Genomic DNA, 12580 nt, shown 5'->3' on the forward strand with positions numbered 1-12580 from the left:
TTATTTATTATAACAAAAATATTTACATAGTCAACTCTTTACATATGAATTCACAAAAATAATATTAGGACATACTAACTGTGTTACATCCATGCCTTTACTCAACTAACCTGGACACAGTCTGTATCATATGTAATTTGTAAATAAAATAACCATAGGGTTCCTGCATGAAACGAGCAGGCACTCCTATGGTTATTCAGAAGAATCAGCATGGTATCATACCGAAGTAGATAAGGCAGGCTCTTTGGTCTTGGGTGAGGTCATTTTGCCTAACAGATATACCAGCAATTGTTGATTGTGCATCGAAATGTTACTGAGAACAGAGTTCATGAATTCATTCCGGATGGTGATTCCCCGTTCTGTTTCCATTCTTCCTTTCTCTGACAGAGATACCCACACAATGCGTCGATCCTGATTATCCCGATTCCTGCGAATCAGATCATTCTTCTCCATTCGATCGAGCAGCATGGTTACAGCAGCTGGTGTAGTAGACAGATAAGGAATCAGATCCGAAGGTTTCATTTTCTGATGATCCTCGAGTACCTCCAGAACAGCCAGCTGAGCCTCCGTTAATGAGGGTGCCAGCTCTTGATCCATATGCAATTTATAATCTTTGGTCAACCTGGACCAGCACTTGGCAAAATCGGAATTATACATCTTCCATCGCTCCTCTCTGCAACCGGTTATCACTTCACCTGCTTAAGTTTTCGCGCTCCAAAGCCGCATTCCTGCTGCCTTTTTTCAATTTCCTAGCGATCGACCGTAATCGACGAAGGTTGTTAAACTTCGCATGAATGCCCTCTTCTAATCCGCCTTCGAACAACAAAAAAAGACTCCTCGCATGACAGGATTAGCTGTTCTGCGAAAAGTCTCGTTTGTTTGTTTTTATGAAGATGATGCTGGTTGATTCTCATTGAAGTCCCTTAGAAGTTCAACGATCTCGTCCTGTTTATCCACATGAACGATCAGCTTGCCAATATGTTTGCGCTCTGTAATCGGCACACCTTCCGAAGAGATCGGGAACACTTGGCCTTCCTTGGTCATTACAGTGATCTTACGTTGCTCTTTGCAATAAAACGCTCCAACAATACGGCTGCCATTCGGTTTCACACGTTTGCCTTCTTTGAACTCGAATGTGGCAAGCCCCTTGCCTCCACGGCTCTGTATAGCGTAATCCAGAAGTAATGATCGTTTACCATATCCCAGATCGGACAAGACGGCTACTTCACCTTCATCTCCTTCTACCCATAGAGCCGATACAACTTCATCTGTATCTCTTAACTGAATACCACGAACACCACCTGATACGCGTCCCATTGGATTGACTTCATCCTCTCGGAAACGAATCGCCATGGCTTCTTTTGAAATCAGCATAATATCTTGGCCACCTGTACTCAGATGTACAGATAACACTTCATCCTCCTTGCCCACTTTACAAGCCGCAACTGCACCGGAACGCTTGGTAACGTAATCCTTCAGCTCCGTTCGTTTCACCTGTCCTCTTCGCGTAACGAAGACCAGACTGTGATTTGGCTCTTCAAAGGATTTCACAGCAAGCACACTTGCAATACGGTCATCTTTCGCAAGGGGAATGACATTCACAATGGCTGTGCCTGGATCTTTCCACTTGAATTCAGGTACCTGGTGAACAGGTAACAGGAAGTACTGACCTTTCCTCGTAAAGACAAGCAAGTTCTCAAGCGTATTTACTTCCAGAACCTGAGCGATATAATCGCCGTCTTTCACACCACTTCCGCTCCGTTCACCACCAGAACGTGTAAAGGACTGCATGCCTGTACGTTTCACGTATCCTTCTTTGGATAACGTAACAAATACATCTTCCGCGTTCACAAGTACTTCGAGATTAACCTTGAGTTCTTCCACTTCACCCTGAATCGCAGAACGACGGTCTATTCCGTATTTATCGCGAATCTCCATCAATTCTTTGCGGATGACTCCGATGAGCTTGCGGTCACTATCCAGAATGGATTGTAGTTGTGCAATCTTTTTCATCAGTTCACCGAGTTCCTTCTCCAGAGAATTGATCTCCAGATTCGTCAAACGGTACAATTGCAACGTAAGGATGGAATCCGCTTGGCGTTCCGTGAATCCAAACATCCACATCAGGTTATTTTGAGCATCTTGACGGTTCTTCGACGCTTTGATAGCCGCAATGACCTCGTCAAGGATGTTAAGTGCTTTTACCAAGCCCTCGAGCACATGCGCACGGTCTTGCGCCTTCTCCAGCTCAAACCGGGTACGGAATGTTACAACCTCACGCTGATGGGCAATGTACGCCTCGAGGATCGACTTCAACCCTAATTGGTGAGGTGCTTTATTCACAATCGCCACCATATTGAAGTTATAGGTGACCTGCAGGTCGGTTTTCTTCAGCAAATAAGCCAAAATACCTTGTGCGTCCGCTTCTTTTTTCAACTCAACCACGATTCGCAGACCTTCACGTCCACTCTCATCACGCACTTCAGCGATACCTTCAACCTTCTTCTCAAGTCGGATGTTCTCCATGGCTGTAACGAGACGAGACTTTACGACCTGATAAGGGATCTCGGTAATGACGATCTGCTGTTTGCCACCGCGCATGTTTTCAATCTCGGTTTTGGACCGGATATAGATCCGTCCCTTACCTGTGCGATAGGCATCCAGAATGCCGTCACCGCCCATAATCAATCCGCCTGTTGGAAAGTCAGGACCCTTCATAAACATCATGATTTCGTCCAGCTCAATCGACGGTTTCTCCATCACAGCGATCGAAGCATCAATGACTTCACGCAAATTGTGTGGAGGAATCTCGGTTGCAAATCCAGAGGAAATACCGCTGACACCATTAACCAGCAAGTTCGGATAACGGGATGGCAATACAACCGGTTCTTTGGCCGTATTATCAAAATTATCCTTAAACAGAACCGTCCGTTTCTCGATATCGCGAAGCATCTCCATCGCGATGGGCGACAAACGGGCCTCCGTATACCGCATCGCCGCTGCCGGGTCATCATCCTGTGATCCCCAGTTACCATGACCGTCCACGAGCATATGGCCCATTTTCCATGGCTGAGCCATCCGCACCATGCCCTCATAGATGGATGAGTCACCATGTGGATGATAATTACCCATTACGTCCCCAACGGTTTTGGCAGACTTGCGGTAAGTCTTGTCAGGCGTATTACCTGAATCGTACATGGCGTACAGAATACGCCGTTGTACTGGCTTCAACCCATCCCGGACATCCGGAATGGCTCGATCCTGAATAATATATTTGGAGTAGCGACCGAAACGGTCCCCAACGACCTCTTCGAGAAAGGCCGGCATAAATTGTTCTGATGGACTCATTCCAAGCACCTTCTATTCTTCGTACTCTGTAAAGTCGACGTTCTCTACAATCCAGCGTTTTCGCGGATCAACCTTATCACCCATGAGCGTAGATACACGACGTTCTGCTTTTGCTGCATCAACAATCTGTACCTTCAGCATCGCACGAGTTTCCGGATTCATTGTGGTCTCCCACAGTTGATCCGGGTTCATTTCACCTAGTCCTTTATAACGTTGAAGCTCAACATTATTACCGAATTCCTTCATGTAATTAGCCAGCTCTTCATCCGTCCATGCATATCGAACTGTCGCAAGCTTACCAGACTTACGAGTAAGTTTGTATAATGGCGGCTGAGCAATATATACTTTGCCTGCATCAATTAAAGGCTTCATATAACGATAAAAGAAGGTCAACAGCAGCACCTGAATATGTGCACCATCGGTATCAGCATCGGTCATAATGATAATTTTGGAATAATTGCTGTCTTCAACTGCAAATTCGGTTCCAATGCCCGCCCCGATCGCCGCTGTAATAGCGCGGTATTCTTCATTTTTGAGAATATCAGCCAGCTTCGATTTTTCCGGATTGAGCGGTTTTCCCTTGAGCGGCAAAATAGCCTGAATCTTCGAGTCGCGTCCCTGTTTGGCAGAACCACCTGCGGAATCCCCTTCGACAATAAATAACTCATTTCGGGTAAAATCCTTCGATTGCGCCGGCGTCAACTTGCCGTTCAGGTTGGAACTTTCACTGCGCTTTTTGCCTGTACGCATATCATCCCGTGCTTTGCGAGCCGCTTCTCTGGCTCTGGAAGCTTGAACCGCTTTGCGAATTAACGTTTGCGCTACCTGCGGGTTTTCTTCCAGGAACCGCTGAATATTTTCGGACACGACCGAATCCACTGCACTTCGAGCGGAAGCGCTGCCGAGCTGATCCTTGGTCTGACCTACGAACTCAACATCTGACATTTTGACACTGATGACGGCCATCATACCTTCACGCAGGTCATTACCTTCGAGATTTTTATCTTTTTCCTTGATCATGCTGGTACGCCGCGCGTAATCATTCATTACACGGGTATACGCAGCCCTGAATCCGGTCTCATGAGTACCGCCGCCCCGAGTAGGGATTGAGTTCACGAACGAAGCCAGTGTTTCCGTATAACCCGCGTTATACTGGATTGCCACTTCGACTTCAATGTCATCCTTCTCCGCATAGAAGTGAATAACATCATGCAACACATCTTTATTTTCGTTAAGAAAAGCAACAAACTGGCTTGCTCCGCCTTCATACATGTATTCATCCTGATTGCCCGAACGTTCATCCTTGAGCACAATTCTCAGACCCGAATTCAGAAAAGCAATCTCCTGAAGACGTTCTGCCAATGTATCATAATTGAATTGAATGCCGCTCTGGAACACCCGAATATCCGGTTTAAATGTAACTTTTGTACCTGTCCGATTGGTATTGCCCAACACTTCGAGACCGGAGACCGGTTCACCGACATGTTCAATCCCTTTTTTGTCCTTCCAATACTCGAATCGCTGACGATGAATCTTGCCATCACGGAAAATCTCGACTTCAAGCCACTCGGACAATGCGTTTGTAACTGACGCACCTACACCGTGCAAACCGCCTGATTTTTTGTATCCTGATCCACCGAACTTTCCGCCTGCGTGCAAAATCGTAAACACGACCTGGGGAGTAGGAATCCCTGTTTTATGTATACCTGTCGGAATTCCCCTTCCGTTATCCTGAACCGTAATAGAACCGTCCTTATGCAGCGTGATATCGATTTTGGAGCAGAATTTGGCGAGATGTTCGTCGACAGCGTTGTCGACAATTTCCCATACCAAATGATGTAAACCTGAAGTGCTGGTGCTGCCGATATACATCCCCGGCCGTTTCCGTACCGCTACCAACCCTTCAAGTACTTGAATGTCGTCCGCGTCGTAGCCTGAAGACCCCTGTCCTCCGCCTGTCGAACCTGCCGACATATCGATTTGCTCGACCATTCATGCTCCCCCTTCTTAACTTGCAACTAAAAAAATGCCTAAAATGCAAACAGATGTTTTCTTATCCTTGTCCATTTTAATTCAAGATATCCCGTTTCGTAAAGACAAGGAATGACACAATGAGTGAAGCAATGCCCCAAACACTAAGCACAATAAGGGAAAAACCTAAATTCATCCCCTCGATTGGAGGTAACCCGCCAGACAAATAATTCGGAAGTTCGAGGTTAACCATGAACAGATACTTCGCTGTCTGCCAGGATGCTGCCATACTGGTCAAGATTGTTCCTGCAATCAAAGCGGCCATCATGATAACGATACTTGCAGCAGTACTGCGCACAAGCACGGATACCATAAATGCAAGCATAGCCACAATTACACTCACAAACCAGATCAGTCCTGCCTGCATGAGCATATACAGCCACTGGTCTACAGCATGCACTGCCGACATATCGACATCTGTTCCCACAACTTTGAATCCTGTGAAGATTGGCATGTTGAAGCCTTTATAACCAAAGACCGCACCCGATATGACATAACATATAATGTAGGCTGATACCACTATGATCGAAACAAACATAATCAGCGTAATTAATTTACTCAGAAGCACTTTCCAGCGTCTAACCGGACGCGTTAAAAGCATTTTAATCGTCCCTGTCGTACGTTCACCAGAAACAAGATCTGAAGCAATAGCCATGATTAACAGTGGAATAAACAATCCAACCGCGTTGTTCATGAACTCCCGCGTAAAGGTGACACCGCCCGGTTCTTTGGGATTGATGTCATTCTCAAGATAATACTGCATCTGCTGGATATATACTGTTCTATATTTTTTGTACTCTTCAGGTACCCGATCGCTACCGAGCGAATTTTGATTGTCTGTGATGGCCTGTTGCAGTTCAAGACGCCAATCGCCGCCAAACTTGTCGCGATTATTCTCCGCAGATTTCATCTGGGCATACGTAAACATCGGTACGAGGACCGCAAGTACAATAAATATAATATAAAGCCGTTTTTTCTTCACCATCTTAATCGTTTCATTGCGGATCAGCGGCATGATATTACTCAATGGATTCACCTTCTGTCATTTTTAAGAATAGTTGTTCAAGCGTAGGCTGAATCCGCTGTACCCCTTCAACCTGTACACCAGCTTGAACCATCTGTTGCACCATATCAGGAATTCGATCTTCGTGCATCTCGGCAACCACAGCGTTGGGACCAAGGCCCGCAACAATGGTATCATCCATCACATCCGCAGGTCGACCTACCAGAGCAATGCCTGCATCCTGCAACATTTTTTTGCCTTGCTCCAGTGGTGAAACATGCCATATGGCCAACTTGGAATGATCTTCAATCAGTTCGCTTACACCTCCAACAGCAAGCACACGCCCAGCACTGATAATGGCTACTCTGTCACAGAGAAGCTGGATCTCACTTAACAAGTGACTGCTGACAAATACAGCCATACCTTCACTGGCAAGTTGCTTAATAAAGACACGAAGTTCCTTAATCCCTTTTGGATCAAGACCATTTGTCGGTTCATCCAGAATAAGCAGACGCGGTCGCCCAAGCAGCGCTTGTGCAATACCGAGCCGTTGACGCATACCCAATGAGTACGTTCTGACTTTATCGTGAATCCGCTGATCCAGACGCACAATATCTACAACTTCCTGAATTCGTTCATTGTCCACACCTGGTTGCATGCGAGCGAAATGCTCCAGGTTCTCCCACCCTGTCAGATATGTATATACCTCCGGATTTTCAACAATGGAGCCTACATACTTCAAAGCACGCTCAGGGTCCCGATTCACATCATAACCACAGACTTTAATTTTTCCTTCTGTTGGTTTGATCAGATCGACCAGCATCCGTATCGTAGTTGTTTTGCCGGCACCGTTGGGACCGAGAAATCCGAAGATTTCACCCGGTTTCACGTCAAATGTAACGTCCTTAATGATCCATTTGCGTCCGATCCGCTTTTTCAGATTCTGTACGGATAGGACGGAATCATACTGCTGCTCTGCCATTTAATTTCCGCTCCCTTCTGCCGATGTATCTGCCTGGAATTCCTGTGCAATCCGAACTGCAATTTGCTCATAACCTTGTCCGTTGGGATGGAAATGATCTGACGAGAGATACTCCCCCAGATGATTTTCAAATAAATCGAATGTAGGAACCAGTGTCATCTTGTCCTCATTGTTCAAAATAGCCAGTGCAGCATCGTTCCATGCAGCAACTACTGCATTACCCGGCTTCTCCAGTTCCTTCACATCACCAAATGGATTGTACAGCCCTATGTACGCAATCTGTGCATCGGGATTAATTTCTTTAACTTTCTTCAATATCTCTTGAAGGCGCTTGGACGTTTCCGGCAAAGCCGCTGCCAGCTGCTCTGCTGTTGGCGGATCTTCCCCCTGGAGAACTTGTCCTCCCTGGAACAAATCATTTGCGCCGATCGAGAGCAAAATAAAATTGGACTGTTGCAGGACGTAACGCACGCCTTGCTCATCGAGTTTTTCCAATAAAGCATCTGTTCTCAAACCGTTTACACCCAGATTATTAAGAACCTGAACATCATATCCTTTATCTTTAAGCAGGTTCCCTGCACGTCTCACAAAACCGAGTCCTTCATCATCCCCCGTGCCTCTTGCCAGGGAATCGCCGATGACGGCCATCCGAATCTTGCCATCTTCCACGACAGCGGGTTTCCCCTCGATATCCTTAGATGGAGCAGTTGCCTCCTGGCCTGTAGTTAATGCGGAATCTCCCTCGGGGAAAATCACGTCTTTTATGGCGTATCCAAATCCAAATAACAACAGCAAAGTTGCCAAGATGGATACTGTACTGACAGTTCTCCAGATCCATGGTGCTGAATCAAGGCTTTTTTTCTTTTTCATCATCACATCTCCGCTCATGTACACCAATCCGGGTGCTTTATAATTTATAATGACTTTACATTAAGGCGTGTCTGAAAATCCGCTTACTTCGGAGTTTTCAGACACGCCTTGATGATGCTATTCCTAAATAACATAAATGTTCTGTCGTTAATTTGCAAACTTTGGCGCTGCATTCGCAGAATTCATTTTTTATATGTCATTTTACGGAAAAAAGGTTATACCATACACAGATATGAACTGTGTACTGGCATAACCTTTTGGAAAAGAAAATCATACTTTCTTCATTATAAATCGATTACTTACCGATAAACTCTTGTGCCCAGTATCCGTTATAGAAACCTACACCGATATGTGTAAAGTTTTTGCTCAAGATATTAGCGCGGTGACCTTCACTATTCATCCAAGCTGTAACCACTTCCTGTGGTGTTTTTTGTCCTTGGGCAATGTTCTCACCTGCATAGCTGTAAGTTACTCCGAATTGTTTCATCATATCAAACGGAGAACCATACGTAGGTGACTGGTGATCAAAATAGTTGTTGTTACTCATATCTTTTACTTTAGCAACAGCTACTTTGTCCAGAAGTGCATCTGAAGTCAGTGCGTTCAGACCTGCTTTAGCACGCTCAGCGTTCACAAGTTTTACAACTTGAGTAGCAAAGTCGGATTGTGTGCTTTCGCTACCATTATTACTTGTATTGTTACCCGTGTTTGAAGGTTTTTTAGCGGGAGTAGTTTCCGGCTTTTCTTGAGCTGGTTGTGCTGGTTTAGTCGGTTGCTCAGGCTTAGTTGTAGGCTCAGCAGGTTTTGTTGTTGGTTGAGTTGGTTTTGTTGTCGGCTCAGCAGGTTTCGTCGTTTGATCAGGCTGCGTAGCAGGTTTCTCTACAATTTGCCCCTCGGATACGGTGTATCCATTTTGTTTGAGCCATTTCTCAATATAAGCTTTCAAGCTGTCTGTACTTGTAATTTTGTACGTTGTGATAGTCTTATATGTTGAATCTGCAGCAGACGCGGAAGCAGGAAGCATTACCCCTACGGCCAGTACGGCTGTCAGACTACTCGTTACGACAGTTTTCATCCATTTCTTTGTCAAATTCATTCATCTCCTTAAGATTAGTTATTACAACTTTGTAATCAATACTCTAGCAGTATATCAATTCAACAGGAGATTGTGAACCTATAAAATATGGAAAAGTAACTTTTTTGTCATTTTTTAGAATGTTACAGATTTGACTGAGGGCTTATCTTGTAAGGCTCTACCCCCATCGACAAAAGCATAAAAAAAAGACATTCGGACTAAAAATGCTAGTCGAATGTCGCTTCACCATCTATTTATCATTCACCACACCAGAATCTGCAGATCAGGATATCATGAGAATTTCCATGCAATAGAAGAAACTTTATTTATACTATAGAAGAACTTTACTGAACCGATAACCTCTCTTCTGAAAACCAATGTGCTCATAAAAAGAGTACGTTGTTGAAGTCACTTCACGGTTTGCACCCGTGACAAACAGTTGTTTACCACCTTGCTGTCTGCCCCAATCTTCGGCACGAGCCATCAGACGACGGGCAATCCCACCACCACGATGTTCTTGACCTACAATCAGGGAAGTAATTTGTGCGGCAGGTTCTGGATAGGCATGACTTTGCACACATTGCAAGCCAATCACACCAATAATTTGTTCATCCACTTCGGCAACAAGCATGCATGCATTTGGATTGGTTTCCAAACATTCAATACGTTCTTTCATGACATTGGTTGTTGTCGGATAGCTGACCTCTCGCATCAGTCCCGTTACCGCTTCAGCATCTCGCAGCTCACACTCTCGGATCATCAGTACAGGGGCCTCAACATTATTGGACATGATTTACCTCCACTTTCAGCATATTAGCGGCTTGCACCGCTGTTTTACGAGCTTCTTCCACATCTTGGCCAGCACTTAAGGCTACAGCCATTCGGCGTCCTACTTTGGTCTCAGGTTTGCCAAATACACGAATCTGAGTACGAGGAAGAGCCAGTGCTTCTTCAATCCCGCCTACAGTAAAGTCAGATGTTTCATCATTAGCCTTCAGCGTTGCTGAAGCTCCCGGTGTCAACAGATGTACACCTGTGACCGGAAAACCAAGAATTGCACGTACATGCAGCGCAAACTCGGAACTGTCTTGCGTCACCATTGTAACCATACCCGTGTCATGCGGACGAGGAGATACCTCGCTGAACACAACCCCATCCGATGTGAGGAACAATTCCACTCCAAACAGTCCATACCCGCCAAGTTCATCCGTGACGGATTTGGCAATATGACAAGCTTGCTGCCATTGCTCAGGAGTCATTGCATGAGGCTGCCAGGATTCGACATAATCCCCATCCTTTTGAATATGACCAATCGGTGGACAAAATACGGTGCCTGATACAGACCTAACGGTGAGTAATGTAATCTCACTGTCAAATTGCACAAAGCTCTCCAAGATAACACGAACGGATTTGCCACGAGCCCCAGAAAGAGCAATGTTCCAGCAATCCTCCACGTCGTCCGGTGTTCGGCATACACTCTGCCCTTTGCCGGAAGAACTCATCAATGGTTTAATGACACAAGGTGTGCCAAGCTTACGTACGGCTTCCTGAAGTTGTTCCAGGTTGTCCGCAAAAAGGTAGTCAGCTGTCGGAAGTTTCAATTGTTCGGCTGCAAGCCGACGGATGCCTTCGCGATCCATCGTTAAACGTGCAGCTCGGGCAGTAGGTACTACACAAAATCCCTCTTCCTCAAGCTCCAGTAAAGCTTCTGTTGCAATAGCTTCAATCTCAGGTACGATGTAATGAGGTTTTTCTTTACGGATCAATTGTTTCAAAGCTTCAGCATCCAGCATGTCGATGCAGTAAGACCGGTGCGCGACCTGCATCGCAGGTGCGTTCTCATAACGATCAACAGCGATCGTCTCTACTCCCAGTCGTTGGGCCTCAATAACGACCTCTTTTCCCAATTCTCCACTGCCTAGTAGCAGCATTTTTTTGGCTTGAGCCGTAAAAGGAGCACCCCACATGTTCTTTCCAATCCTCCCAAAGAGAAATCTTCTATATCTGTCTGTCTCTCTATTTTCGGGGTTTTGGTTAAAGATTGCAAGAGTGCTCCCTATTTTTCTTGTGAATTTTACAAGATTTTTTGTGTTTTTTCGATCAAATTTTACAATTACTGCTCTCAGATTCGATACTCCTTCCATTCCTCCCAAAATTAAGGAAATGTTAACAGAGCAGACTTTAATACTCCAACGAATCAAAATACGCAAACAAATCCCAAGTTTAAAGACTTGGGATTTGTCGATTTTTTTCTCTAAAGATTTCATTATGGGAAGAAACATAAGCCATCTTTGGTGCACCTGGCGTCATATATTGTTTCGCACTATTAACTGCCACGATCGCATCATTGAAGGCTCCTGCAATGAGTCTAACTTTGCTTTCATGCGTCGCACAGTCCCCTGCTGCAAAAACACCCGGAAGACTCGTCTCTGCATGATGGCTCATTAGAACCATTCCATCGTCCATTGCTAAGCCACAACTGACAAGATCACTTAGATTGCTTTTATATCCGTGACTAATGACGACTTCATCCACTTCCAACACTACATTGTCCTGATTTTCCATGTGCGTAATCACAACCTGCTGGATTCGATTACCATTATTATACAGCCGCGTGATGCTGTATGGTGTCCTCACATCCGTTATATTGTTCATCTCACTGACATTTCGTTCCATCGCGCGAAACTCATTATTCCGGTGGATTACAACTACGCTGCGAGCAAGTTGAGCAAGTTCAATTGCCCAGTCTACAGCACTGTTGCCTCCACCCGAAATGAGTACACGCTTCCCAGAAAAATGTTCCGGATTTTGCACGGTGTAATGAAGATTCTCTTGCTCATATTCAATCGGCTCCTGAAGCTCCAGCTTCTGAATCTCTGCAATACCACGGCCTACTGCGACAATGATCGTACGCGTATAATGTATCTTCCCTCCAGTGGTATACATACTCCATATTCCGTTATCCAGTCGAGTGAACCTTTCCACTTTGCAATTCAATACAACCGTTGGATTAAATGTATTGGCCTGCTGAACAAGCCACTCGATCAACTTCGAACATTTCATAGGCGGAAGACCGCCAACATCCCAGATTGTTTTTTCCGAATAGGTATGCAGAAATCCACCAAGCTGGTTTTTGCCTTCGATGATTTTAACTTTCATATCACGCATTCCTGCATAAAAAGCCGCATACATGCCAGCAGGGCCGCCTCCGATGATGGTTACATCATAGATATCTTCTTCATTCATTTTAAACACACCTTGTTAATTTAGT

At 45.2% G+C, this 12580-nt stretch carries 10 protein-coding genes; all 10 read right to left on the bottom strand.

Annotated elements, in window-relative coordinates; all coding sequences use genetic code 11:
• Nucleotides 1-216: 216 nt before the first annotated feature.
• Nucleotides 217-657, bottom strand: a complete 441-nt coding sequence (locus MKZ13_RS18990) for a MarR family transcriptional regulator (protein WP_221820408.1) — start codon at nucleotides 655-657, stop codon at nucleotides 217-219.
• 228 nt (nucleotides 658-885) lie between these two features.
• On the bottom strand, nucleotides 886-3348 hold the full coding sequence (gene gyrA / locus MKZ13_RS18995; protein WP_339177381.1) for a DNA gyrase subunit A: 2463 nt from the start codon (nucleotides 3346-3348) through the stop codon (nucleotides 886-888).
• A gap of 12 nt (nucleotides 3349-3360) precedes the next feature.
• Entirely contained in the window at nucleotides 3361-5340 is a 1980-nt protein-coding gene (parE, locus tag MKZ13_RS19000; protein ID WP_221820406.1) for a DNA topoisomerase IV subunit B, read from the bottom strand.
• A 76-nt stretch (nucleotides 5341-5416) separates the two neighbouring features.
• On the bottom strand, nucleotides 5417-6406 hold the full coding sequence (locus MKZ13_RS19005; protein ID WP_036613298.1) for an ABC transporter permease: 990 nt from the start codon (nucleotides 6404-6406) through the stop codon (nucleotides 5417-5419).
• Nucleotides 6399-7364 carry an ABC transporter ATP-binding protein gene (locus tag MKZ13_RS19010; RefSeq protein ID WP_100527270.1) on the bottom strand — a complete coding sequence of 322 codons (966 nt, stop codon included), beginning with the start codon at nucleotides 7362-7364 and terminating at the stop codon, nucleotides 6399-6401. The genes MKZ13_RS19005 and MKZ13_RS19010 overlap by 8 nt, the downstream gene beginning before the upstream one ends.
• Nucleotides 7365-8234: a GDSL-type esterase/lipase family protein gene (locus MKZ13_RS19015; RefSeq protein WP_221820405.1), complete on the bottom strand. Its 870-nt coding sequence runs from the start codon at nucleotides 8232-8234 to the stop codon at nucleotides 7365-7367.
• Nucleotides 8235-8529: 295 nt separating this feature from the next.
• Nucleotides 8530-9324: a CAP domain-containing protein gene (locus MKZ13_RS19020; protein ID WP_339177386.1), complete on the bottom strand. Its 795-nt coding sequence runs from the start codon at nucleotides 9322-9324 to the stop codon at nucleotides 8530-8532.
• Between the two features lie 316 nt (nucleotides 9325-9640).
• The gene (locus tag MKZ13_RS19025) at nucleotides 9641-10099 is read right to left on the bottom strand and encodes a GNAT family N-acetyltransferase (protein ID WP_036613284.1); all 459 of its coding nucleotides are present in this window, start codon (nucleotides 10097-10099) and stop codon (nucleotides 9641-9643) included.
• Nucleotides 10089-11276: a formate-dependent phosphoribosylglycinamide formyltransferase gene (gene purT, locus MKZ13_RS19030; protein ID WP_339177389.1), complete on the bottom strand. Its 1188-nt coding sequence runs from the start codon at nucleotides 11274-11276 to the stop codon at nucleotides 10089-10091. The genes MKZ13_RS19025 and purT overlap by 11 nt, the downstream gene beginning before the upstream one ends.
• A gap of 256 nt (nucleotides 11277-11532) precedes the next feature.
• Nucleotides 11533-12555, bottom strand: a complete 1023-nt coding sequence (locus MKZ13_RS19035; protein ID WP_339177391.1) for an NAD(P)/FAD-dependent oxidoreductase — start codon at nucleotides 12553-12555, stop codon at nucleotides 11533-11535.
• Between the last annotated feature and the right edge of the window lie 25 nt (nucleotides 12556-12580).

The sequence above is a fragment of the Paenibacillus sp. FSL R5-0701 genome (assembly GCF_037973995.1).
Taxonomy (GTDB): Bacteria; Bacillota; Bacilli; order Paenibacillales; family Paenibacillaceae; genus Paenibacillus.

Bases quoted from the DNA above. Each gene is read 5' to 3' on its own strand.
- MKZ13_RS19025 (WP_036613284.1), bottom strand. From the start codon at position 10,099: ATGTCCAATAATGTTGAGGCCCCTGTACTGATGATCCGAGAGTGTGAG.
- parE (WP_221820406.1), bottom strand. From the start codon at position 5,340: ATGGTCGAGCAAATCGATATGTCGGCAGGTTCGACAGGCGGAGGACAG.
- MKZ13_RS19015 (WP_221820405.1), bottom strand. From the start codon at position 8,234: ATGAAAAAGAAAAAAAGCCTTGATTCAGCACCATGGATCTGGAGAACT.
- gyrA (WP_339177381.1), bottom strand. From the start codon at position 3,348: ATGAGTCCATCAGAACAATTTATGCCGGCCTTTCTCGAAGAGGTCGTT.
- MKZ13_RS19010 (WP_100527270.1), bottom strand. From the start codon at position 7,364: ATGGCAGAGCAGCAGTATGATTCCGTCCTATCCGTACAGAATCTGAAA.
- MKZ13_RS19035 (WP_339177391.1), bottom strand. From the start codon at position 12,555: ATGAATGAAGAAGATATCTATGATGTAACCATCATCGGAGGCGGCCCT.
- purT (WP_339177389.1), bottom strand. From the start codon at position 11,276: ATGTGGGGTGCTCCTTTTACGGCTCAAGCCAAAAAAATGCTGCTACTA.
- MKZ13_RS18990 (WP_221820408.1), bottom strand. From the start codon at position 657: ATGTATAATTCCGATTTTGCCAAGTGCTGGTCCAGGTTGACCAAAGAT.